Source organism: Desulfoconvexum algidum (assembly GCF_055382125.1).
This window is the reverse complement of record NZ_AP042394.1, coordinates 3704332-3730881: the sequence shown is the minus strand read 5'-3', so window position 1 is coordinate 3730881 and position 26550 is coordinate 3704332. Positions and strand designations below refer to the sequence as shown.

Annotated in this window: 16 protein-coding genes and 1 riboswitch; of the genes, 12 read left to right on the top strand and 4 right to left on the bottom strand. The window is 42.6% G+C overall.

Annotation, left to right across the window (positions count from 1 at the left end; all coding sequences use genetic code 11):
• Nucleotides 1-137: 137 nt before the first annotated feature.
• Entirely contained in the window at nt 138-2216 is a 2079-nt protein-coding gene (locus ACZ45G_RS17065; protein WP_464171687.1) for a C10 family peptidase, read from the top strand.
• A 551-nt stretch (nt 2217-2767) separates the two neighbouring features.
• Here ACZ45G_RS17065 and ACZ45G_RS17060 read toward each other — a convergent pair.
• Entirely contained in the window at nt 2768-4051 is a 1284-nt protein-coding gene (locus tag ACZ45G_RS17060; protein WP_464179966.1) for an IS4 family transposase, read from the bottom strand.
• Between the two features lie 589 nt (nt 4052-4640).
• Here ACZ45G_RS17060 and ACZ45G_RS17055 point away from each other — a divergent pair.
• Complete coding sequence (locus tag ACZ45G_RS17055) at nt 4641-5693, top strand: sigma-54 interaction domain-containing protein (RefSeq protein ID WP_464171686.1); 1053 nt, start codon at nt 4641-4643, stop codon at nt 5691-5693.
• 539 nt (nt 5694-6232) lie between these two features.
• A complete protein-coding gene (locus ACZ45G_RS17050; RefSeq protein WP_464171685.1) occupies nt 6233-8176 on the top strand; it encodes a right-handed parallel beta-helix repeat-containing protein in 1944 nt (647 codons plus the stop codon).
• A gap of 95 nt (nt 8177-8271) precedes the next feature.
• Here ACZ45G_RS17050 and ACZ45G_RS17045 read toward each other — a convergent pair whose 3' ends face one another.
• Nucleotides 8272-9285: a hypothetical protein gene (locus tag ACZ45G_RS17045; RefSeq protein WP_464171684.1), complete on the bottom strand. Its 1014-nt coding sequence runs from the start codon at nt 9283-9285 to the stop codon at nt 8272-8274.
• On the bottom strand, nt 9251-9571 hold the full coding sequence (locus ACZ45G_RS17040) for a hypothetical protein (RefSeq protein WP_464171683.1): 321 nt from the start codon (nt 9569-9571) through the stop codon (nt 9251-9253). The genes ACZ45G_RS17045 and ACZ45G_RS17040 overlap by 35 nt, the downstream gene beginning before the upstream one ends.
• A gap of 269 nt (nt 9572-9840) precedes the next feature.
• Nucleotides 9841-9901, top strand: a riboswitch (cyclic di-GMP riboswitch).
• A gap of 177 nt (nt 9902-10078) precedes the next feature.
• Between ACZ45G_RS17040 and ACZ45G_RS17035 the strand changes: the two genes are divergently transcribed.
• The 5 genes from ACZ45G_RS17035 (at nt 10079) to ACZ45G_RS17015 (ending at nt 16679) form a co-directional block, all read left to right on the top strand.
• The gene (locus ACZ45G_RS17035) at nt 10079-11395 is read left to right on the top strand and encodes a pectin acetylesterase-family hydrolase (RefSeq protein ID WP_464171682.1); all 1317 of its coding nucleotides are present in this window, start codon (nt 10079-10081) and stop codon (nt 11393-11395) included.
• A gap of 1045 nt (nt 11396-12440) precedes the next feature.
• Complete coding sequence (locus tag ACZ45G_RS17030; protein ID WP_464171681.1) at nt 12441-12671, top strand: KH domain-containing protein; 231 nt, start codon at nt 12441-12443, stop codon at nt 12669-12671.
• A 456-nt stretch (nt 12672-13127) separates the two neighbouring features.
• Complete coding sequence (locus tag ACZ45G_RS17025) at nt 13128-14216, top strand: sigma-54 interaction domain-containing protein (RefSeq protein WP_464171680.1); 1089 nt, start codon at nt 13128-13130, stop codon at nt 14214-14216.
• Between the two features lie 815 nt (nt 14217-15031).
• The gene (locus ACZ45G_RS17020; RefSeq protein WP_464171679.1) at nt 15032-15961 is read left to right on the top strand and encodes a leucine-rich repeat domain-containing protein; all 930 of its coding nucleotides are present in this window, start codon (nt 15032-15034) and stop codon (nt 15959-15961) included.
• 469 nt (nt 15962-16430) lie between these two features.
• Nucleotides 16431-16679 (top strand): hypothetical protein, encoded by a 249-nt coding sequence (locus ACZ45G_RS17015; RefSeq protein ID WP_464171678.1) that lies wholly within the window; start codon nt 16431-16433, stop codon nt 16677-16679.
• Between the two features lie 35 nt (nt 16680-16714).
• Here the strand turns inward: ACZ45G_RS17015 and ACZ45G_RS17010 are convergent, their stop codons facing one another.
• Nucleotides 16715-18904: a hypothetical protein gene (locus ACZ45G_RS17010; protein WP_464171677.1), complete on the bottom strand. Its 2190-nt coding sequence runs from the start codon at nt 18902-18904 to the stop codon at nt 16715-16717.
• A 508-nt stretch (nt 18905-19412) separates the two neighbouring features.
• Here ACZ45G_RS17010 and ACZ45G_RS17005 point away from each other — a divergent pair.
• The 4 genes from ACZ45G_RS17005 to ACZ45G_RS16990 all read left to right on the top strand — a co-directional run bounded on the left by ACZ45G_RS17005 (nt 19413) and on the right by ACZ45G_RS16990 (nt 26160).
• Nucleotides 19413-19718 (top strand): hypothetical protein, encoded by a 306-nt coding sequence (locus ACZ45G_RS17005; RefSeq protein ID WP_464171676.1) that lies wholly within the window; start codon nt 19413-19415, stop codon nt 19716-19718.
• Between the two features lie 258 nt (nt 19719-19976).
• The gene (locus ACZ45G_RS17000; protein ID WP_464171675.1) at nt 19977-21611 is read left to right on the top strand and encodes a right-handed parallel beta-helix repeat-containing protein; all 1635 of its coding nucleotides are present in this window, start codon (nt 19977-19979) and stop codon (nt 21609-21611) included.
• A gap of 633 nt (nt 21612-22244) precedes the next feature.
• Nucleotides 22245-23114 carry an SGNH/GDSL hydrolase family protein gene (locus ACZ45G_RS16995; RefSeq protein ID WP_464171674.1) on the top strand — a complete coding sequence of 290 codons (870 nt, stop codon included), beginning with the start codon at nt 22245-22247 and terminating at the stop codon, nt 23112-23114.
• A 286-nt stretch (nt 23115-23400) separates the two neighbouring features.
• A complete protein-coding gene (locus tag ACZ45G_RS16990) occupies nt 23401-26160 on the top strand; it encodes a CARDB domain-containing protein (protein ID WP_464171673.1) in 2760 nt (919 codons plus the stop codon).
• The last annotated feature ends 390 nt before the right edge of the window (nt 26161-26550 follow it).

The following is a 26550-nucleotide window of genomic DNA, read 5'->3' as shown; positions in this document are numbered from 1 at the left end:
GTGGAATGGTTTCAGGCCGCCGCTTGGACGTTTGTGGTTGGCAGCCTGTTTATTTTTAAAGAAGGGCCTTGCTTTTTGGCGGTTTTTCTGATGATTCAATAGAGCACGGGAGACAGTATTTAAAAATGGAGGATAAAATGAGCAGGTTTCTGAAACAAATGTTATTTTTTCTGGCAATTTTTTGCCTGGCAATTGAACTGCATGCAGCCCAGATGGATAAAACACAGGTCCGGCAGGCAGCCCAGAACTGGTTGGACCGAAATAAAATCTTTCAGCATGAAGCAGACAAAGGGAACACGTATCGTGTGGAAACCGTATCCGAAATTGCTAAGGATCAGCAAAACAACCCCTTGGCCTTCCATGTAAATCTTTCTCCCAAAGGATATCTAATCATCTCAGGCAACGATCTTATCTTCCCGGTGATTACGTTCAGTGCGAAAAGCGATCTCAATCTTCTTGATCATCCTGATAATGCATTCAGAACCCTGTTGTTGGGTGATCTGGACCAGTGCCGCCGGGCTTTGGCAGAAATAGTAAGCAAGGGGGTGGCAGGGGGGACCCCCCAAAATAACACTGGTTCAAAAAATCAACTGCTTTGGCAGAAATTGCTTACCCAGGAAAACAGTTTAGAAAATCTCATTGTCAAGGCAGCCAGTGACAGTCCCCTTATTGGTCCTTTTATGACCACGACCTGGAATCAGAATCGTCATTATAACGCGCTGTGTCCCACGGACTCCCAGGCATCCACCTATTATTACGGCCGGATGCCGACCGGATGTGTGGCCACAGCTGGAGGTCAGTTGATGAAATATTACAACTGGCCGACCCGGGGGACAGGCTCCCATTCCTATTTTGATGAGATAGAGGGCGTGGACACTTTTCTGGCGGCTGGTTTTTCTGATCCCTACGACTGGGCAGCCATGCTGGATGCCTATAATCCATGGTATGAGGAATCGCAGGAGAATGTCGATGCGGTGTCAGAGCTTCTCTATGAATTAGGTGTCGCCATTGAAATAAATTATGACCACAATGGTTCCAGTGCTTCAATCGTTGATTTGAATTCGTCTTTGAATTCTCATTTTTATTATGAGGCCGGCAGCTTTATTAACCGCAGTGACGATGAGGCCGCCTTTGATGCTGCTGTGCGTAATAATATAATTGCACAACAGGTAGTAGTGACAACTTATCCGGGACACGCTGTCGTGGTGGACGGGCTCGATGAGGAAGACGGTGAAGGCTACTATCATATCAATTATGGCTGGGGCGGATTAAATAATGGCTGGTATAAACTGACAGAGGTTCTTATTGACTCTTCTTCCGGTTCGGGAACACGTTCGCTTTTATCCGGTCTTTTTAATATCCGACCACAATTTTTACCTCTGCTTGAGGAATTTTCTGATCAAATCGATACAGACGGTGAAATAGATATCATCTGGAGTTTTCCTGCTGTCAGGCGGACAGAGGTAATACAATTTCAGATCCTTAAAGGCCAATATGAGGCCGAGGAATTTTTCGATTCCTGTGACGATCTCACCGATTGGACGGGGTCTTCTCACTGGGAGGTGGCTTCAGGTGAAGGATATTCAGGAAATGGATTTTTTTTACCGCCGGATATTTTGGGAAACCTTGACCTGAACCTGGCTGAATCGGTCAGGGCAAATGCAGATACCACGCTGAGTTTCCGGTACAAAGCCGTGTTGCTCGATGCCCGTCTCCTTTTACAGACATCGGCTGATAATGGTGAGACCTGGGTCACACGTTTCGATGTGACAGACACAGAATGGGACCAGGGATGGCTTGAGGTCGAAATTGATCTTGCCGATCAACCTGAAGATCTTTTGATCCGGTTTCGATCTGACTTCGAGACTGGCAGCTACTGGGGCTCTCCCTATGGTGGTATATGGATAGATGATATTGCCATCAGCGGTGCTGAACTTATTGTCTGGCAAGTGGCAGCTGATTCTCTGCCTCCAAGTGCAGATCAATACCAGTTCAGCCTGCAAAATGGATCCTATTATTTTAGTGTGCAGGCTGCCAACAGCCAGGGTTGGGGTCCCAAATCACCCATCACCGGTATTGTTGTACAAATTTCAGGTGTGTATGCAGATTTCGACCTGGACAATGACGTGGATGGACTTGATCTCAAGGCGTTTACCATTAATGGTGCCTTGGAAAAACTTTCAGAGTTGGCGGGTGATTTCGGGCGCCAAGAGTAAAAACTAAAGGCAGTCTTTTCAGATAGTGAATGCCCGATTAAAACCGTTGATTTTTTTGAAATCTGCAAAATGGTGTAATTATCGATGGGTAGTGATTGCCAGGCTCTATTATAACGGTATATTTTTTGTAAATACTCACATAATATATTGAAATAACATTAATAGTGTGAACGATTGATTAATTTTTCCATCAGAGAGGTGAAATGCGAAAATTTTATATTTTTTACATATTCTTTTTCATATGGATGACACAGGTTTCCGGAAGCGCCAAAACCTTCATAGAAGATGTGGGAAATCCGGATATACTCTCAGGTATTATTCTGATCAGTTCAGAAAGCGATACCATTTACAATAATTTTGTCCAATTTCTCAGTGAAGATATCCAGATGTTTCTCGGCTATTCAGCTGGGCTACATAAAGAATTCCCATTTCAGTGATATAAAATTTAGCATCTGATAACAAATATGAAAGGGTACTTACACTTTTTTCCTTCAACCACATACGGCTTATTTCAGTAAGATTGAACTTAGCTCCCAGTCAATGTCATAAACTTAACGGCAAGGTTTATAATTCATGTAATGCTCACGCTTATTCACTTTGTGATTTCGTTCGAATTTCCGTCCTGGCCGTATGGGTTCAGTCGCAAATATGAAAACCGCATAAATTTGTTGAATTAACTGCACTATTTTTTCAGCAGGTCTTTTGAAAAGTAAAAATAGTGTATCTTTGGATTTTGAAATGGCTTGAGTCATATTTAATTGTCGTTCCTGCTTGTCTTCTTCCCTTGTTTTTTCAACAGAGTCTTGGGCTGGTGAAGCAAGAACCCAAATAAGATTTTTAGTGAAGACCTTTGAATGGAAATCTTGATAAACCGATAGTGAAGATTCCCCTGAGAAGTTTCCAACTTGAATGCGCTCCTTCATAAATAAATAATCAACTTCTACCGGCCAGCGCAGATGATACAAATTTTTGAATATTTCTTGGGGAAATTTTTTTTCATCGGTTAGTGATGTGATAAGAACTTCAATTTGGCCGGTTTCAAGCTCAACACGGATGAGACGTAAACGTAAAGGCAATATATCAAGCCCCATCTCCAGGCATTCTTTTTTTGATTGATACGAGGCATGAAGATTTACAATAGTTTCGTTTGATCCGGATTCGATAAAGTTTTTTACTATTTTCCATTGTTTGGAAATCCTGGCACAAAAATTTCCACCACGCGATATTATCAGATTAAAAACCCAATATGCAGGATATCCCCGATCCAAGAGTAACAAATCGTTTGGCATCAAATTAAGCATGTGTTGGTGTAATAATTCTCTTTCACCGACATGATAGGGGCTGATAATGGCATCAATAGTTAATTTATTTAGGACATCAAACATTTGAGATACGCGTGCCATTGGAACCTCGGGGCCTTTATTTGGTTTCATCACTCCGAAATGATCTCTGATATCGTTATATTTAAATAATTTGAGAGTCGTACCATCTACCCCTAAGAGATTGAATCCGTGCCATGTCTTGATAATTTTGAAATGTTTGTAGAAAAATTCGATCAGGTGCTGGTTGAGTTCAACAAAAGCAGAATATTCAAGCTTCCTACGTGCAAGACATAATGCCATTTTGGAGACCACAGCAACAGCGACATCTAATTTGAACAAAGCCTTAAAAAAATGGTCTAACTCATCTTGATATGATCCTTTCGGCAAGTTTATGAAATAAAGAAAAAGCATTTGAAAGGTGAGTAGTCGATGGCGTATAAAGTCTTTTGGAGATCTTTTGTGTCGATTAACAAAATCTTGAGAATATAGAATTTTTTTGAGAAATTTGATCAACTCGGCACATGTCTTGAAATGCAGCTTCCATGCCAACTATTGTATTTTCTTTTAATTTTTTTGACATTTTTTCTCCTTATTTTTATGATGTTAGACGCTCCAATAACATTCACTATTATACCATAAAAACCTATAAAATCAAAAGCTTATTTAACAATCTTAACTTTATGACATTGAGCTCCCAGTACCAATGCAGTCGCTATTAAAGTAAGATTACTAAATTGAATATTTGTAAGAGCTGGCTGCAAAAATGACAAACCAGTGACAATGAACGGGAGACGTTTGGCGCATGGAATTTTCATGGTCATAATTAACTCACAAAAAAATGTTTGATTATAGTACGCCACTTAATCATCTCATATTGTGTTTAGAATGTTTATAGCCATTTTTCGAAAACTCAAGTTTATCCTGTCTTTTTATCAAAACTAAGGGTTTCCCTGATTGACAAGTCACTGCGGGCTTACTAAAAATATAATTTACGTAAAAAACAAACTTGTGACGATGCAGGATCGGAAAATCACGAGCCTATTTACTATACAAGGCGCTGTGAAACCATTCATTCACCAAGATATTGGAAGGCAATGAGATTATGACGACGCCCTTAATCGGAATTAGCAAATCAATAATAAAAATAACTGAATTGATTAATAATGTAGCTAATACAGGTCTGAATGTATTAATAACTGGTGAAACGGGTGTCGGTAAGGAAGTCATTGCGCAAAATCTTTATGCAAATTCCAACAGGGCTGCAAAAAAATTTGTAACCATAAATTGCGCTGCACTGCCTGAAACCCTGCTTGAAAGCGAACTATTTGGATATGAGAAAGGCGCTTTCACTGGAGCTGATAAAAATCGGCTTGGTAGATTTAAAACGGCTGACAAAGGGGTTCTTTTCCTTGATGAAATCGGTGATATGCCAATACTATTGCAATCAAAAATACTCCATGTGCTTCAAAGCGGTGAATTTTCCCCCCTTGGATCGGATCAGGAGCATAAATCAGATGTCTGGGTGATTGCAGCGACAAACCAGAATCTCGAAGAGAAAATAAAGAATAGAACCTTTCGGGAAGACCTTTTTTATCGGTTGAATATTATCAATATTCACATTCCTCCTCTGCGGAAAAGGAAAGAGGATATCCCGTCTCTAATTGAATATTTCTACAGATCAAACCAATTGAATCACCCTCAAAGTCAATGCAGTATGCCTGATTCACAGACCCTTACCCGGCTTTGCGATTACCCGTGGCCTGGAAATGTTCGCCAGCTTAAAAATTGTATGAAAATGCAGTTGGTTTACAATTCATGGGAAAAAATTCTTGAAGAACTGCCAAGGGAGTGTCCGGAAACAAACCTTACTATCCAAAAAGAAGGGCAAAGCAAAGGCGCAAAGCCTGTTGTAGACGATTCTACAAGAATCATATCGCAATTTATAGATATTTCTACAAGTTCTGACAAACTATTTGAAGATATCTCATTAAAAAAGATTAAAAAACTTGCTTCTGGTAGAGTGGAAAAAGAAGTTATTGCTTTTGTTCTGGAGAAGGTTGGTTGGAACAAATCCCGTGCTGCAAAAATTCTGGAGATTAGTTACAAGGCGTTACTTTACAAAATAAAAGAATTTGAAGTTCAACCTCTTACATAAAGATAAACAGCCGAACCATTCGAATGAAAAAGCGGATCTGCATGTGAAGGGGTAGACACAGCATGTGCTGAATGTTCAGAGGCGTCTTATGGTAAAGAAAATTAGTACATAGAAATGAAAAAAAAGAAAAATAATTTTTTACCTCATGCTCGCAAAATGGATATGAATATCGCTTTAACTGAATAAAATGAAATGTTAAGAAACAAAGCGAAACAGGTTGAGGAGACAGGGACGGAAAATTTTGTTCCGCCAACACTGTCATCTTTTTTAAAAGGCGCGAAACCTGGAAGCGATATCGGCGGAATCCAGGCCCTTGCCTGGGACAAAGGGTTATCGTTTGAATACGTCGGACAAGAAACATTGACAATGGCCAATGGCCGGTCTAGGATCAAAAGTCATGTGCGAATTTGGCTAAAAAGAGTATTCATGGATCAAGGGCGGCTTCTTCTCTCTCCTGACCGCGTTGTAAGATTTTGATGTCGAAAAAGTGGCAATCGGATTAAACCGCCATATCAATACATCAGACCAAGGAGGACATCATGAAAACAAAACACTTTAATTTTTATTTGGGGATTCTTGCTATCCTGGCTTCTGTTTTTTTGCTCGGAACAGAAACCCTGGCAGCAATCCGTACAGTCGGCAGCGGCGGGGCAGCACCTAATTATACAACCATTGCCTCGGCCATGGCTGCCGCATCTTCCGGAGATACCATCCAGGTACTTCCAGGGACGTATTATGAAGATGTTGTTTTAACGCCTCAGGTGCTTTTGTTCGGGAGCGGACCGGAACAGACCACCATTCACGGGACCTATTCAGGGACAGGATCCGGGTCACCCGCAGTCTTAATGGCCGAAGGCAGCATGATCAGCGGGTTCAGGGTCACTGGCGGTTTCGTGGGAATCAGCAGTTGGGACTGCACCTCCATCATTGCCAATAATGTGGTCACCGCCAATTACCATATGGGGGTTTCCCTGATTGCCGATGCAGATTATTCCGTGGTGAACAGCCTGGTCATCAACAACACCATTGCCGATAATATCCCGGCTTCAGGGAGCGAATTTTGTGCTGGAATTTATACGGAACCCCAGGGGGCTTATACAGAAGCCTCACCCATAATCATGAACAATGTCATCACCGGACATAAATTTGGAATATCTCCCTATTTGGCCACCCCGAAATTGTCTTATAACAATATTTGGGACAATTGGGAAAATTATGGATATTCCTCGGTTCCGGGTCCCGGGGATATTTCGGAAAATCCACAGTATACAGACAGCAACTATCACCTGGCCCTGACTTCCCCCTGTATTGATGCGGGAAATCCAGGCCCCCAGTACATTGACCAGGACGGTACTGTCAACGACATTGGCGCTTATGGAGGCGTGGCCGGTCCAGGATACGGGGACGGATTTCACACGGGCTCCGGGTTTATATTCACAAGTGTCGGCAAAATCCCAACTTCGGAAATCACCCAGGATGATGGGGATCCGTCCTTTGGCCTGGCCAATGTATCTGATAAGGCCGCAGCCATTTTTCGGATTCCAAAATACAAAGACTCCCCCTTTGGCGGGAATTTATGGCTCCACGGATTGTTCGGGCAAAGCGACAATGTGGCCTATTATCAGATCCTGGTGGGCGAGTGGGTAGGCAGGAATAAGCCCACAACTTATGTTCCCCTGAACGATCCCTTGGGGAAGGTGAGATATACCATCAACCCTGACGGCACCGTAAGTCATCAATATGTTAACCTCGGGCCTAAAGAAATAAGCGGAATCCCAAGCCTTTATCAACTGACCACCAGTGGATTCTGGAGTCACATTGACTTGCGCATGATCTGGAACACCCGGTTGTGGCCCAACGGAAAATATACCCTGGTCTACAGGGCCTATAATGGATATTTGAATCGGTTGAGACTGCCAGCCAATGATCTGGACCATCTCACCATTATCGTGGACAACAGCCCTGTAGATGCTCAGATTCATCATGTTAAATACGACCCGTCAAGCCCGTTTTATGATCCGGGTTCAGACGGTGAAATCCCTGAATGCGGCATGATTTATCTGACCCATGACCAGGAAAATTTAAGATTCACCATCACGGCCCGACACCCCAACGGATACCTGAAAAATTATGTTCTGGACGCACTCTACGGAAAGAACAAATATGCAGGCGTCATTAAAAGCGCAGCTTACCCGCCGGCATTTTACAAGCCGCCTTTTTGGTACGGAATTCAGGAGGCCCAGTACAATTCGGCTGATGCAACCAGCCTGGATCCCTGGCGGCGGTGCGCCTATCAGTTCCGGCTCAGGGTGTATTCACGGACCACAGACGGATACCATTACATCATCAGTAAAGAGTTCAACGATCATTACTTTCTGGAACTTAAACAATGCCTTGCCGATCTGGATAATGACGGAGACGTGGACGGGGATGACCTGAATCGGATGGCTGACGAATTCGGCTCTGCTGCTTGCATGCCTTAAATTTTATATCCATTCTGGACCCGGGCGGCCTGCCCGGGTCCATTTCTAACCTAGGTTAAAAATTTGTGACCTGTGCGGTTAGGCAGGTCTCCAATTTAGCTGGAACCGTCATTCCTCCCAAATGCTGTTAAAAAATCTTCAAGGTCGGAGGCATTAAAACCAGTACCTCCAAACCCCTGTATAAAGGTCACCAGATCCGCACCATCCACATCACCGTCTGCATCCAGATCACCGGCAAAATCGCCCGGCATCGTGGCCACGATCATAACTCCGCTGTCGGGAAGATCATCGTTGGGCAGCAATATTCCATTGCCGCCGCCCCAACTGGCTGTGCGCACCAGGATGTCCACGGGCCCGGCAGGCAAGCTGATACTTTCCAGGGGCAGGGTCAGAAAAAGCCGGTTGGCCAGGGTGGGAGTTGCCGACTGGTGGAAGGTTATCACCGATTCCGGCGGCACGGTACGATACAAATGGGTCATCTGCTTCAGGTCGTTGTAATCCCAATAGCTGCACAGCACATATTCGGCACCGATGGTGGTATCACCGGCCAGGTTGGTAACAGACGATCCGGTATCGGGATTGTGATCCGTATCCAGATAGATCAGGGTTGCGCCGTCGCTGGTCAATGAATAACTTTTATAGTCGATTGCAAACAGCAGTGCCTGATCCCCCAGACAAATGGAGGCGTGTACCAGTTCATTGTTGTCTGTATAGAATCCACCCGGGGTGTCATCGTCGGGATCATCCACCTCCCGGGAGGCTGCCAAGCAAGTCTGGAAAGGCAGCAGGGAATCCTTCGACAGGTCCCATGCGCCGCTGTCCGGCAGTCGGTCGATGGTACCGGTGAGAATTTCCCGGGTGTTGAGATTGGTCACGGCGAGGGCACCAGCCCCGTCGCTGTTGTTCAGGTAGACCAGCGGAATTTTCAAGATGATTCGGTTGTCGTCTAATCGCATGAACATGTCGTTGCTTGGCAACCCCATGGGAAAAGTTTCCGGCTCGGCGTCACCAGCATCCTTGCGTAACTCGGGAACGATGCCAGCCAGGTCATCGATCTGTAGGCGCAACTGGTGGTCAATTCCCATGGTCGGCGGTAGGACCCACCGCATGGTCGATGGCCCAGAACAGGTCCATGGCCGTATCGTTGTTCAGCAGAGAGAGGGGGATAGAATAGGTGAGTGTATTGCTGTTCAAGACGGCGCTGGCCAACGTATGCCTGCCGGTTTCGTTTTCCAGGGTGACCACCGAATAAAAGGTCTGATACACTAGGCTGAGCATGGCTTCTGTGCCGGGAAGCGACATATTACCGCCGGTGGTGGCAGGGTTCTGATCCAGGTCGATACCCATCAGAAGGCTGACTGTGCTGGATGGCGGTTGTGAAAAGGTGACGGCCACATTCAGGTTTACCCTCGGACCTTCCTATTGATCTGCTGACTAAGCTTTAATCAAGTGGGATTCACACCCACTGGGTAACAATAACAAATTTCAAAGAGTTGATTCCCTCCTTTCCCGATGTTCCGGGCATATCTTGACGCAAATATAATTGAATGAAAAGCTATTGAAAACCAACTGTTGTATCCGGAACATTTTTTTTTAAAAAATAGGATTTTTATTTATTGACGAACCCATTTAAATTTACTAAGGGATTGTAAAACATTAAAAATTCATGACAAAGCCAAACCTGTTGAGAAGCAGGGACGGAAACAGGAAATTTATTCTGCCTTAGAGATATGTTCTCACCCAGGCGAGATGGTCAAGAAAGTAATAAACAAAAGTAGTGCCATAACAAACCCCTTAAAAATGCAACAGTCTGTAATTATAATAACTTTCAATTTTCACTCAAAAAGATGGGTTAAGGTAATCCGGTTTTTTATTAATTATCGTTGTTAAAAGGAGAAAAAAATGAAACGTTTCAAATTTTTTGCGGTCTGTCTTTTTATCATGTATTCTATAGTAATTGTTTCTATCGCCTTTGCCGACGGTCTGCCCAGGGAATGGACGGAGATAAACCCTGCAGATTATGGATTTGAAATGGATGGACTTACACCAGCCTGCTCAGGCGCCCCTGGCACCCCTGACGATGAGTTCACTTTCTTTGTAAAAAAGGGGAAGAAAAGTGGGAAGAAAAAGCTGGTCATCTTTTTTCAGGGAGGCGGCGCATGCTGGGACACCATGAACTGTATTGTTGCTCCCACATATACTCAGTTTCAGTCCGAAAAATTATGGATGTTTTCCAAAGATAACAAGGGAATGGGAATATTTGATCAAACTAAGAAGAATAATCCATTTAAAGATTGGGGGTTTGTATATATTCCGTACTGTACCGGCGACCTATTTTGGGGCGCAAATGATCATGATTATGTTGTTAAGAATCCTGATACCGGTGAGGAAATTTCTGAAACCATCCAGCATCGCGGGTTTGTAAATTTTCAAGCCGTATTAAAATATTTGGAAAAAAATACTGGCAAACTAAATAAAGTCTTTGTCACCGGTTCCAGTGCCGGTAGTTATGGGGCGACCATGGCTTTTCCATATATAAAAGAGGCCTTCCCCAAATCAAAAGCCTACCTTCTGGGTGATGCTGGTAATGGAGTCATGGGTGGGACTTTCCCTTTTGAAGGTATTTATAATTGGGATGTTCAAATGCCGAATTGGATTTTTCCAGATGGCTACAATTCAGACATGACAGTACAAGATATGTACACAGATATTGCTGCCGAATATCCATTGAGCCAACTCGCTCAGTATACTACGGCCTTTGATGAAACACAGATTTTTTTCTACAACGTAATGTTAAATATATACAGTCCACCTATGTGGAATGACCCGACAAAACTGGCGGAGGAAGCTTGTGTTTGGCATCTTACTATGCTTGATTACGCCTATGAGACAGCAGCGGTATCTCCCAATTACCGTTACTACATAGCGGCTGGCACTGATCATACGGTCTTGATGTCTCCCAAATTTTATACCGAGGATTCGGCAGAGGGTATTCCTTTCGTCGAATGGATTGATAGAATGATTAGAACTCCCAAGAATCCAATGAAATGGAAAAATCTTGAGTGCGAAGATTGTCTGCCGGCTCAACACGTGCCTGAATATGATTTCGATGGCGATGGCGACATAGACGGTGCCGATTTGGAAAATTTCATAGACTCCTTTCTCGCGGAGGATTTGGATGGCTTTGCAGCTGAATTCGGGTGGCAGCTCTGCTTTTAAGAGCGGTTGATTATATGCTCCCCACCCCTATATTGCAAAATAATTAGCCAAGATATTTCATGACAATTTCAGGCGTTTGTGTTGAAATAAGATTGTCTTTCATTCTCGTTATCATGATATCAGATAGTAATGGGCTTCGAGCCAACTTCCTCTGTTACCAGCAGGTTTCTATTTCGACGTGCATTACTATCAATGTTTTTGTGGGAAGCTCGGTTGACAATGGAGCCCTTTGCTTACGCCTGGAAAAAGAAACGTGAGAAGACCTCAAGGCGTTCAATTATATGAACCAGACCCGCCATCATAAAGCATTCTTTTGCATTCAACTCAATATATCAAAAACATTTTGCCGTTTCTGAACAATTATTTTCCGGGGCCTGGACCAAAATCTGGTTACTCTCCAATTATGTTGAATGATATTTTGGCTCTATTGATTTTGATTTTTCCCATATAGTATAATTTCAAATCTGAAAATTAAAAGATTTTTGATACCATGTTTCCATCGAGAAATTAGATTATATCTATTCATTTATCGTGTTGTTTATGAAAAAACTTCCTAATATTTCAGTCTATTAAAAAAAATTCATTTTTTATGCAAACTAAGGGTTTTTCTGATTGAAATTGAGTTTTTAAGATGATACCAATGTATAAATCCAAGAGAAATTGCATATATTTTCATCCCGACTATTTAGAAAGGCTAAGAATCCGATGAAAGTATCCAGGTTAGGCATTGATCGCAGAAGCAATATAAACCGCAGGCAACTGGACATTAGTCATGGAAAGTCAAAACGGCGAAAATGTGAAAGGCGAAGTTCAGCAGAGCGGCGAGGTTGCTGGGTGAGATCCTCGGAATGGAGTTCGTATGATATCCAGATCAGAAACCGATATTTCTGGTCAATATTGGGAAATAAGTGATGGGTTTTATCGCCAGGATAACAATTTCCTGACCGAGGTCCATCCGTTTTATTTTAAAAGAACCTTATTGGCTTCTCTTGTTGAACTGATTGCATTTTATTCTATACGTCTACTTGTAAAATGGAGAAATGTTATGAAGAATTTGATTAAGCACATTGCCCAAGCTCTGGTTGATAAGGCAGATCAGGTTTCTGTTCAGGAGATATCAGCACAAAATGCTCTTATCCTGGAATTACGAGTTGCAAAAGATGATACTGGGAAAGTCATTGGCAAAAAAGGCAGGACAGCCGAGGCCATGCGAACTATTTTGTCCTGCGCATCTGCAAAAGAAAATAAAACTGCCATCCTGGAAATAGTTGAATGACACCCGCAAAAAAAAGATTTTTTGGTGACTGTACAGAAATTGAATTACTGATGTTCATCAATGTAAAAATAACCTTTGACACCTTTCAGGGATAGAAATATTGCAAAATTCTATAACCGGTCAAAAACAATACGTGAAAAACATTTGCCAACAATGCAATAGGGAATTTATAGATCTTTATGAGGGTATCTGTCATCAATGCTGGAGTATCATAAATAGAGATTCTATTACTGGGGATAAGGAGCTTACGGTATACCGCTGCCCTAACTGTGATAAACTGCTCTTTAAGGGAAATGTTTCAAGTTTGGCCATGACATGCCACAACTGCAATGGATTTGTACAACTGCAATTTTATTAGCATGTGAATACTATTTTATCAGACTGAGATAATCAAATATCATTACGGAGTTTCATGAAATCACTTCATTCATCGAAATATTGAAAGGCAATTAAATTATGATTACGCCCTTAATCGGAATCAGTAAATCAATAATAAAAATAAATGAACTTATTAAACATGTAGCCAATACAGGTTTGAATGTATTAATAACGGGTGAAACCGGTGTTGGTAAGGAAGTCGTTGCTCAAAAACTTTATGCCGAATCTACCAGAGCTACAAAAAACTTTGTAAAAATAAATTGTGCTGCACTGCCTGAAACTCTTCTTGAAAGCGAACTCTTTGGATATAAGAAAGGGGCTTTCACTGGAGCTGATAAAAACCGGCCTGGTAAATTCCAAACGGCTGACAAAGGTGTTCTTTTCCTTGATGAAATCGGTGATATGCCAATACTATTACAATCAAAAATGCTCCATGTGCTTCAAAGTGGTGAATTTTCGCCCCTTGGATCGGATCGGGAGTTTAAATCCGATGTCTGGGTGATAGCGGCAACGAATCAGGATCTCGAAGAGAAAATCAAAAATAGAACCTTTCGGGAAGACCTTTTTTATCGGTTGAATATTATCAATATTCCCATTCCTCCTCTGCGGAAGAGGAAAGAAGATATTCCACCTCTTATTGAATATTTTCACAAATCTAACAAATTAAAATACCCCCAAAGTCAATACAATGAACCGGACTCACAGACACTTACCAAACTCTGCAATTATCCATGGCCAGGAAATGTTCGCCAGCTTAAAAATAGTATAGAGAAACAAATGGTTTTCAACTCATGGGAAAAAGTCCTTGAAGAATTGCCAAGGGAGTGCTCGGAAACAAGACTTAATATCCAAGAAGAAGGGAACATCAAAGGCGCAAAGTCGAGTGTAAAAGATTCTACAAGAGTCCTATCACAATTTATCGATATATCTACAAGTTCTGACAAGTTATTTGAAGATATATCATTAAAAAAGATTAAAAAAATTGCTTCTGGCAGAGTCGAAAAAGAAATTATTATTTTTGTTCTGGAGAAAGTTGGTTGGAACAGATCCCGTGCTGCACAAATTCTCAAAATTAGTTACAAGGCGTTACTTTACAAAATGAAGGAATTTGAAGTTCACCCTCCTATAGAAAATGAGCAGTTAAACTTTGCGCACTTAAAAAATTAAAAGAGAATGGACAATAACGGCAGGCGTTTAGGGAATGATAAATGGATTTTTTATATACAGAGCATTCTCCTAAAAGAAGATTCGGTAAAGACCGAAGATCTGGTTTTGATAGACGTTGTAAACCAAGATAGTTATTAGTCAAAAAATATGAGCAGGATCAGAAATGTTTCTGTTTTTTTATTTTCTTTCGATAGTTTTAAAATTTAGGTTAAACTGAGCCAGAAACAGCACTATAAGCCATTCTTCCGCAATGATTTTTATATACATCATATTTTGGCAGATTTTAAAAAAATCTTTTCCGAGGCCTGGACCAAAATCTGCTCTAATAAGCGATCTATATCAGTTTCTGGTTACAAAGGAGATGCAAAGGGAATCGTTTTTGGCAACCGGTTTTGGCAATGAAAGGACTTGGAACAAGGTGCCGTCATACATGACAAGATCTTTATGGATCAAGCTGCTCCGGGCAAAAATATAATCGTCTTCCTTAAGCCCTAGGGTGGCACAAATGGTTCTGTCCCCGTAAAAGGAAAGTTCATTCCGGTCCGAGGCCAATATAATGGAATAGTAAGATCAATTCGCCTTAGTTCCATATTATTAATAATTAGAAAAAAATCAGGGTTTCCCTGATTGACAAATTATCTCAGCTTTGCTAAACAAATAAGACTGTAATCAATCTTCACAATCAACTCTGTTCAGACCTCGCCGATCAATTGAAATTATTTTTTTATTTGCATGATTTCCTTTACCACGGTTTCTGTTAAGACGATCCTGGTTTTTTATTTGGTAAACAATTCTTTTGAAAAGGAGAATAAAGAATGGAGAAAAATATTTTAAGTTTTCTAAGCCCTCTTTTATTGCTTCTATTTTTAAACATAAATCTTGCTTATGCAATTATTCCACAGATTGAAAGAGAAGCACTAATTTCGTTTTATAATGCGACAAATGGTGACAATTGGAATGATAACAGCGGGTGGAAAGAACCACCGCTTCAAGATGGGTTTGCAATGCATGGTACGGAGAATAGTTGGTATGGCATTTCTCTTAATGTCGAGAATAGTTTTGTGACAGAAATTAATTATTATGATAACTTGTTGACCGGTATTATCCCTCCAGAACTTGGTAATTTATCAAATCTTCAGGAACTTTCTTTTAGTTCCAATCAACTGATGGGTAGCATCCCTATCGAGATTGGTAATCTGACTAATCTCACATGGTTTGATCTTTATAGCAATCAACTGACGGGTAGCATCCCTCCTGAGATTGGTAATTTATCAAATCTTCAGGGACTTTCTTTTAGTTCCAATCAACTGACCGGTAGCATCCCTATCGAGATTGGTAATTTATCAAAACTTGAGATACTTTGGCTTGATTACAATCAACTGACGGGTAGCATCCCTCCTGAGATTGGTAATTTATCAAAACTTCAGGTACTTTGGCTTGATGACAATCAACTGACGGGGCCAGTACCAGAAGAAATGATTAACCTTATAAGTCTGATTGATAACCAAAGCGATTTTTGTGGTAATTCTTTGTTCACCGACCGTTCTATCGTTAGAAACTTTCTAAATTTAAAACAAATAGGTGGTAATTGGGAGGGTTGTCAAATTTTTTCATGTATAGCTGATTTAGAAGGAAATGATAATGATGTTGATGGAGCAGATATTTCAATTTTGGCAAATAATCCTTCATTAATAGATTTGGGGATTTTCGCTGCAGAATTTGGCACTATTAACTGTATGCAATGATAAAAATAAGACCGGTAACGGATACTCTTCTTTTCCCAAATCAGAGTTTAGCTTATTGGTTTTGCTGCTGGAAAAATATTTTTTTTCATATGGCGTTATACTATATAAATCAAGAACATTATTTTAAGACAGTCTTCCATGTTCAAGATTCCACTATATGAGCCTCAGCCGCTGTTACAAGACAATCTTGCATAATAATTTTGATAATACATTAAACTTTATTTCAAGAGATTTTAAAAAAAATATTTCCCGGGTTCTGATCATAATCTACTGTATCCATAAAGATTACAGGGGCCTTGGTAAATTTTATTTTGCCTTATCCCATATGTTTGAACCGCTCTTTACAATCGGAATATCTCTTGATACAAATTCATTAACAGTTGTAGCTGGATAATATTTTGAATTGAATAACATCCAAGTTTTTACAACTATTTATTAAGACCATTTACCATAGAATAAGGAGATATGAATGGGCGATGATGCAGAATATTATATGGAACAGCAAGCAGAGGCAGCACAATTCTCTCGTGCATGTGAGCAAGCCGTTTTAGCCCAAAAACAAAAATCTCTATTCTGTTGGGTAAATGGGTGCGAACAAGATTTGTTGTGGAACTGGGAACCAATGAGCAGAGTTCTTGGTGTTTTTTCAAATCTCCATAATTTTTTCGAACTGATTAAGACGAAAGTTTCCGGGACTTATCACGATTTTTGCAGCTGAATTTGGGAAAAGCGATTGCCTGGACTCAACATGATTTAGTTGGGACCGTCATTCCTCCCAAACGCTGTTGCAAAATTTTTAAGGTCGGAGGCATTAAAACCAGTACCTCCAAACCCCTGTATAAAGGTCACCAGATCCGCACCATCCACATCACCGTCTGCATCCAGATCACCGGCAAAATCGCCCGGCATCGTGGCCACGATCATAACTCCGCTGTCGGGAAGATCATCGTTGGGCAGCAATATTCCATTGCCGCCGCCCCAACTGGCTGTGCGCACCAGGATGTCCACGGGCCCGGCAGGCAAGCTGATACTTTCCAGGGGCAGGGTCAGAAAAAGCCGGTTGGCCAGGGTGGGAGTTGCCGACTGGTGGAAGGTTATCACCGATTCCGGCGGCACGGTACGATACAAATGGGTCATCTGCTTCAGGTCGTTGTAATCCCAATAGCTGCACAGCACATATTCGGCACCGATGGTGGTATCACCGGTCAGGTTGGTAACAGACGATCCGGTATCGGGATTGTGATCCGTATCCAGATAGATCAGGGTTGCGCCGTCGCTGGTCAATGAATAACTTTTATAGTCGATTGCAAACAGCAGTGCCTGATCCCCCAGACAAATGGAGGCGTGTACCAGTTCATTGTTGTCTGTATAGAATCCACCCGGGGTGTCATCATCGGGATCGTCCACCTCCCGGGAGGCTGCCAAGCAAGTCTGGAAAGGCAGCAGGGTATCCTTCGACAGGTCCCATGCGCCGCTGTCCGGCAGTCGGTCGATGGTACCGGTGAGAATTTCCCGGGTGTTGAGATTGGTCACGGCGAGGGCACCAGCCCCGTCGCTGTTGTTCAGGTAGACCAGCGGAATTCTCAAGATGATCTGGTTGTCGTCTAATCGCATGAACATGTCGTTGCTTGGCAGCCCCATGGGAGAAGTTTCCGGTTCGGCGTCACCAGCATCCTTGCGCAACTCGGGAACGATACCAGCCAGGTCATCGATCTGGAGGCGCAACTGGTGGTCAATTCCCATGGCCGGCGGTGTCTGGCCAGTGTTAGCAAACCCGGTGGACAGACGTCGGTCCCTGTCTATGTCGACCCATACAAACAACCCGTCACCATTCAAGGGAAGGTGCATCACATCGATGCTGTGAGCATAGGTCAGGGTCAGGTGAAGTTGATCCCCAACCACCCGGCCGTTCAGCTGCTGAATGTCTGGAAATTCACCTTCCACCGGATCATTTACAACCACCTGGATGGATTCATCACCGGGAAGCCGGACTTCGACGGTTTCCGTATCCGTGGCATACACGCCCACGTCCGGTGCACGGTCAAAGTCGGCGGTAGGGCCCACCGCATGGTCGATGGCCCAGAACAGGTCCATGGCCGTATCGTTGTTCAGCAGAGAGAGGGGGATAGAATAGGTGAGTGTATTGCTGTTCAAGACGGCGCCGGCCAACGTATGCCTGCCGGTTTCGTTTTCCAGGGTGACCACCGAATAAAAGGTCTGATAAACAAGGCTGAGCATGGCTTCTGTGCCGGGAAGTGACGTATTAACGCCGGTGGTAGTCGGGTCCTGATCCAGGTCGATACCCATCAGAAGGCTGACTGTGCTGGATGGCGGTTGTGAAAAGGTGACGGCCACATTCAGGTTTCCCTCGGATACGGCAGCGGTCAGATGAACCGCATCCAGGTAATTGTCGCCCACGGTGTCGTAGAAACTGTGGGGCGGTTCTCCGGTAAAGGTGAAGGCAGCGTTGCCGGTGTTGTTGTCTGGATCGTCATCATACGGCGGGAACAGGGGGTAGTAGATCATCAGCCCGAAATAGGAGGGTGTCTTTGGATCTGCAAAGGCCGGGACGGTTATGGATTGGGAAGTAATGGTACTGCCGCCGGAGTACAGGTAGTCATTCAAGGTCACCAGGGGGCCCAGGGCCATATCTTCGGTAGAAATCAACTCATCGGAAGACAGATACCACTGGACTTGAATGAAATTTGCCATACCAGGACCATTGTTCGCGATTCTTACCTGAAGGGTCACCGTATCGCCGGCCGCTCCCTCGGACGGCGTCACCGTCACCGAGTCGACGGACAGATCTTCGGCCCCTAGGGGGTTCAGAAAGCACGTCAGAAACACACTGCACGCGACAACTATCCAAAAAATATTTATACGCTTTATAGCAGTGATGCTCACCTGAAGTCTCTTGGGGGTGTCGTGCATTGTGGGGGTCATTCATGGCCTCTTCTTTATAGATATAATTGCTTTATTCTTTAAGCCGACAACTGGAATTTAAGATATTAGAAAATTAGATTTTTCAATTGATATGGATGCAAGAAATACACCATTCTTACCCCACAATAATCGCTATATTTAATAGTATTTACAGTAGTTTAAAGCAATTTTTTTCCTATGAAATAAATGTCATACTGTGAAAATATATACATATATTTGAGAAAATAATATAGAATTTTCCTGGTAGACCATTTACAAAAACGGTGGTGCCTACGGAGGTGTAGCCGGTCCAGGATACCGAGACGGGTTTCATTCGGGCTCTGGGTTCAGACGGTGAAATTCCTGAATACGGCATGATTTATCTGACCCATGAGCAGGAAAATTTGAGATTCACCATCACGGCCCGACACCCCAACGGATACCTGAAAAATTATATCCTGGACGCACTCTACGGAAAGAACAAATATGCTGGTTCATTAAAAGTGCAGCTTACCCGCCGGCATTTTATATGCCTCCTTTTTGGTATGGAGTCCAGGAGGCCCAGTACAATTCAGCTGATGCAATTATACTGAATCCCTGGCGGCGGTGGGCCTATCAGTTCCGGCTCAGGGTGTATTCACGGACCACAGACGGATACCATTATATCATCGGTAAAGAGTTCAAGGATCATTACTCTCTGGAACTTAGACAATGCCTTGCTGATCTGGATAATGACGGAGACGTGGACGGGGATGAACTGAACCGAATGGCTGACGAATTCGCCTGCCTTAAATTTCATTTTCAAAAAAAGAATAAGGTCAGCAAAAATATTTAGGAAAATATTTATCAACACCTGTAACATTTTTGATCTGTTTTATTACATTTAATTCCGATAAAAAAAGTATCTAAAATTCCTGTAAATACTACCAAATTAGGCTCATGCCATTGTAAAATATCGGTATATTTTTTGCACGAAACACAGGCAGAGATAAAGCCGTACCTACCGAAAAGAAGGAACAGAAAACAACGGATCCTGGAGATAATCGAGTTGTTTTAAATCAATACTATTTGTTAAAACTATAAGGAGGACAGAATGTCTTATTTAAAATTTTTTGTCAAAAGATCTAACTATTTTTTTGTTTGTCTGTTCGTTTTTTGGGTAATCGTTTTATTGAACGGGTCGGCATTGGGCTGCGACTCTTGTTTATCTGATTTAGATGCTGATGGTAATGTCGATGGTAATGATCTGGCTTTATTTTCCTCAGCATATGGGATTACAGGTTGCGATGGGAATATATATGTCGATGCAACAATAGGTGAGGATAAGCCTGAAAATGGCTGTGCGCCTGATGCCCCTTTAAAAACAATTTCTTATGCCATCTCCAAGTCATCTATCTGTTCTGATACCATTATCCATGTTACTCCGGGAATATATAATGAAACGCTTCTCATAAAAACAAATAATATAACTTTGCAAAAAAGAGAAGGATTTATGGGAAATGTGATTATTGATGGGGGCGAACAAGATATAATTACAATTGATGGTGCAAAAGGGATTGTATTAACTGATATCAGTGTTCAAAACGGAAAAGATGGTATCAAGGCGAAAAACGGGGCGGCTGTCAGGATAGAAAATTCTACAGTTCAAAATGTATCGGAAGATGGAATCCAGCTTGAAGGCAACACCTCTGGAGTCATTTCAGGTTGTTCAGTCCAGGATGCTGATGGCAATGGCTATTTTATTTATAGCATTTCCTATGCAGTCTTCACAGGGGTTATAACCGCTAGTAACAACGACAAGGATGGAATTCAAATCCATGGATCATATGCTTTGTTCTGGTCAGCCGATATCATAGCAGAGAAAAACGGAAAAAGAGGACTGCATATTATAAGAAATGCGACTGTAAACAGTTATAATTCAAAATTACAGGCAGGGCAAAATTCCGATCTGGGAATGGCATTGTTTTCAAATTCAACCCTTAGCCTAAATGATTCAGATGATTATCTTTGTGAAAACAATGTAAAAGGCGGTGTTCAATTAAGCGTGCAATGTTCCTTATATATGAAAACCGGAACTTCACTGGTCGCAAACAGCAATTCTGATCGAGGCATTAGAATTCTAAGTAATTCTATTCTTAAAACTTATGGTACCCTTACTGCCAGTGGGAATATAGACAAAGGTATGGATGTCAGAGTGTCCTCCAGTTTTGAAGCAATTTCTCCGGCAAATGTAACCATTAGTGGAACTACAGGCCAAGGGTTCGGCGTCATGGTCATAGATTCCTCCTCTTTCGTTTTCTACGGTGGTTCTCTTATCATTGAAAATAATACGGGTATTTATGGTACAGGTCTGCAAATCCAAGGAAATTCTCAAGCAAGTATCTATGATTCTACACCGGCAGCCCAGATTAGGAACAACACCATCGGGGTTGGGGTCTATGGTCTTTCCAGTGCAAGTTTTAATGGTGATACTCAAGTGAATAATAACAGTGACATGGGTATATGGCTCAATGGGAATTCACAACTTCATGGGTACAATTTGAGGGTGGAAGCCAATACAAACAGAGGTATTTTTGCTCAAGACGGCGTTAGCGTGGGGCTGGATACTCCAACAGTTAAAAACAACGGAGTTGATATCAAACTTGAATTTCAGGCAAGGCTGACCATGATCGGAACCATAGATGTCGGAACAACTGACTATGAGGACCCAAGCTTGGTGAGACAGTAATTATTGGCCTCTATTCTAATAATAAATTGAACGTAAGACTTTGGTATAAAATATTAAAGGCGATTTGAAGAAGGTTCTTTAAGGGTTGGAGATTTGAATAGTTGAACATTGGCAGAATCAAGATTGATAGTTCCTTGACTACTGGACAACCAAACTCTGTATTTAGTTTTTCTGTTGCTTTTTGCTGGCAGGGATGATTGACAATAAGGTCTTGATCGAATATCCCAATTATTTCCAGTCACATATCACTTGATTGAACGTTTTTGGCGTTTTGTCAAAGAGCATCTTGTAAAAAATAAGTACCATAAAAAATATAAATCATTTCGTTCTAAGGTATTTCAATTTCTCAACCATATTATGGTTATACGAAAAGATATGTATAAACACTTAGGAAAAATAGTTCTTAATTTATAACATTTTTTTCTAAGCAAAGAATTAACCAAAAATACCGTAAATACTATGGGGTAAGCGCTTTGAGTACTCCAGGGGAAGGTATGATTATTGCTTCTTTGTCTTGAAGAAATAGATAAAGTTAAACCTGTTGAAAAGCAAACTCGGAAAGCCGCAGGTCCTACGACAGATGGATTGCCATTAAATTTTTTATAACTATCTTATAAAAAAAGGAACTCTACTATGATGAAAAAAATCTATTTAGTTGGTTTGTTATGTTGCTTCTTAATATTTCCATTTCAGGTATCTGCAGCCTCTTTTGATAACATTATATCTTTAGGTGATAGCTTAACCGATAATGGAAGTGGGAACGGGCGTTATACAGATGGTCTCATTTGGACTGAAAACTTAGCTTCACAAATGGGAGGAGCCCGCTTATTGAATGTAGCTTATGGTGGCTCTACCACTGGCGTTGATCCTCTGGTCCCTGACTATCCCATACCAACGCTTTTTGATCAGACTCTTTTGGTTCCAGCAAGCGCCCCGAGTACTCTTTATACGGTATGGAGTGGTGCAAATAATTTTTTGCGTCCCCTCTCTAACATGTTGCCGCCTGGTGACCCATTTTTGGCTGCTAGGCAAGTATTTGATGCAATAAATATCCTTGAAAGTTCATATTCAGCTACAGATATTTTATTTTTAAATCTCCCTGACTTAGGACTTACTCCTCGATTTTATGATGGCGCGTATCAGTCTTTTGCTAGTGACTGGGTTACTGCTTACAACGTGAGTTTAGATGACTTATTTAGAACGTATGCTGGTGGTGCTAATCTCTATTTTCTAGATGCTTATGAACTTTTTAATGGGTTTTTACAATTACAACCTGATGGTACTACTATCGGACTATCCCAAACCGAACATTATAGCCTTTTCCTTCCGCTCGATCCGCCATATGAAGATGGAATTCATCCCCGACAACTCGGTCATGAATTGTTAGCAGATGGTGCATGGTTGGCCTTGGGAAATCCTTCTCCAGTACCAATTCCTGGTTCAGTCTGGCTTTTAGGGGCAGGTTTTCTTGGGTTTATTGGATACAGGCGTAAATTAAAATAGTAACAGCATAAACAAATTACAAGCATACAAAGCAGGGCCATTTATTCAACTGCTTCACCAATTTCCTTGACTTACAAAACCGCTTCAATTAAGGTTTTTCTATAGCGTGTGCTGTATCATTAGTTTTCATCTCTTCTTGATAATTTTCAGGTCCGCCTGTCGAATCACTGTTCTTTATCACTTCTCCTTATCAATCAACCTGTCTGTAATAACACTAAAAATGCTTGAATTTTTTGGAAAAGCATTTTGATACATTGTGTATTGATATTTCAAAAAGGAGGACAACATGAATAAAATCAAAAAAAATTTAGTGGCATCTAAGATAATATACGGCTTCGTTACGGCTGCATTTCTGATTTTGCCTTTTCTCTGTATGGCAGCAGAAGGGAACAACCTTTGGAATTATGACAGTGTTCAGGTTGCAGCGACATATGATGACCAGAAAAAAGTAACGCTTGCCAGTGACGGCATTGGCGGTGCCATCATTGTCTGGCATGAATATGAATATTTTTTCGACGATAACTGGAAGGTCAAGGTCCAGCGACTTGATGAAGACGGCAACCCACTCTGGACAGCAGGCGGTGTAGAGATTTCTTCTTCCGGAGCTTATCCGATAATTGCCGCAGATGATGTCGGAGGGGCGGTTATTGCCTGGCAGGATTCATCCTCAGACGATATTTATGCCCAGCGGATTAATGCAAGCGGCACACCTCTCTGGGGTGTGGACGGCGTATTGATCGGAACGGGCGGTTATGTTTCCGCAATCGTCGGGGATGGGTCTGGCGGGGCTTTTATTGTTTTTTCCCTGTCGCCGAAGATTGCACATATCAACAGCAGCGGCGTTCCGACATCCCCCGGCTTTGACGGTATCAGCCTCGGGGGTGGCGTTCTTGCCCTTGGTGATCCGGTTATCACCCAAGCCGGAAGCAATGAAGCCATTGTCGCCTGGACCAATGGTGTTAAAAACATCTTGGCCCAAAAGGTCACTTCAAGCCTTACCCTTCCCTGGGGGGCAACACCGGTTCTTATCAGCGACAATGCAAGAAAAGAAATCCGCTCTGAAATAGCTGCTGATGGGTCTGGCGGCGCTATTATTACCTGGGCCCGGCAACCTGAGGTGACTCAAAGTACTGCCTATGTTGTTGCCCAGCGAATTTCCCATGACGGAATTTGTCTCTGGACGCCGGGAGGTGTTATCCTTGTTGACTCAAGTATTGTGGGAGGAAGTGATTCTGCCTGGAGAACCTATGAGGTTGCTCCGGTGGTTGCTGCGGGTCCGATTGGCGGGGCCATTATTGCCTGGAATGACTGGCGTGATGAGTCAGCTACCGGCGGCAATGATGATTTATATGCCCAGCGCCTTGATGAATTAGGTGTGCCCCAGTGGGCTGCAAATGGGATAAAACTTCACACTGATTCGGGCAATACCAGCCAGAGACGGCCCCGGATAGCCAGTGACGGCGGATACGGCGCCATTGTGACCTTCCAGGATATGATTTTTTATGCGTACAGCATTTATGCTGTCATACTGGATGCAGACGGGATAGAGTGGAGAAACTATGTGTATTATGACGGTGATCTTGATGATCCGGGCAATAACCAGACAGATCCTGTCATCACCTTTGACGGAACAGGGCCGGATCCTACCGGTGCCATCATTGCATGGATTGATGAACGCGGTTCCAGCGACAATATCTATGCCCAGAAAATTGAAAAAGAACACATCACACTTTTTCCGGACCTAATTGTTGAATCCATTGTCATCAATCCACCCTTGCCTGACCCTTACGAGGCCTTCACGGTTGATATCACCTTCAGGAACCAAAGCGCAATCAATGCCGGAGTGATTATCAAATGCGGCTTTAATCCAGGCTACAAACCATTTTCATTCTGGGATTACTGGTATCTTCTCGGCCTGGAAGCGGGTGGAACCAGTACAAGACGTTTTGATTATCCGGACGGGCGGGCAGCCGACACCTATACCTTGAGCGCAACCATCGATCCTGATAACAGCCTGACTGAATCAGATGAAACAAACAACTACCTGTCTGTGCCGCTTATTATTATCCCTTCCGACACAGACCCGCCCACCCCCAGTCCAATGACATGGGAACTTGAACCCTATCAAACCAGCACATCATCAATTTTCATGGAGGCCACTACAGCAAATGATCCATCCCCACCGATCCGTTATTTTTATAATTTTACAACCAGCCCTACCGGCGGATCAGGGGGGAGTGATTCTCCCGGTTGGTCACTTTCCACAGGTTTTGTAAATGGAGGTCTTTCAACCAATCACCAGTATGGATATCAGGTTAAGGCAAGGGATGCCCTTGTGAATGAAACCGCATATTCTGCTATCAGTTATGAATATACAAATATTGAGACCCCAACAGGGATCAGGTTCGGCGAAATTACCCCCCAGTCCATCCAGGCGATGATACTTAATAAATTATCAGGTCTGACGTTGAGCAATTCCGGATGGTACATACAAAATTCCACGGCAAGGACCGACTCAGGGTGGAAACAGGACAGTGATTACTGGCTGAACAAGGGTTTATCACCCAATACCCGTTATGACTTCATGGCCAAAGCAAGAAACGGTGATGGTCAGGAGACCTCCTGGTGCACCAGTGCAAACACCTGCACCCTGGCAGCCGTTCCCAGAGCAGATTCTTTTTACGATGTCAGCCGGACCGGCATCACGGCCAATTGGAATCTCAATGGAAATCCTAAAACCACTGCGTTCTATTGTGAAAATATGACCGCCGGGACAAATTCAGGATGGATCATGGGGTCATCATGGGTCTGCAAAGGATTGAGCTGCAATATTGCCTATACTTTCAGGGTCAAGGCCAAAAATTTAGATGGGGTTGAGACTGAATGGTGTAAACTGGGTTCACAATCCACTTTGCCGTGCCCGGGGTATTACGGTGATTTTGATGAAGACGGCGATGTGGATGGGTCTGACCTGAAGCGGTTGGCAAATGACACAAGCCTTCTGGCGTTGTCATCTTTTGCAGCGAATTTCGGCAGATCAGACTGATTGTATTGGATTAAGGTCTATATTTTTTACCCACATTGTGCCATGCACCCGAATAGGTTATGTTTGGGGTATTCCATATATCCCAATTGATCCACATCAAAATCGTTTATGGAAACCCCGTTTCCAGCGGTCCAGGTTCGACAGATTTGGTTTGATGTACAAGAAGTTTTTTCCCATTTTTCTGCAAGAGGCTTGGTGTTAAAATAGTACTTTTTTTGCCCAATTTCTGTAAAATAGTTCCTCTTTTTTTGGGAGATTAAATTTACATAAATCTTATAAAATCCTTTAACCCTTGCCAATAGGCATTGTTTGTATAGTGGCACGATGTTTGCTTTCTAATCCTTATAACGTAACGATAAAAATGCGAATCTGGGAAGAATAGGAGAGTTC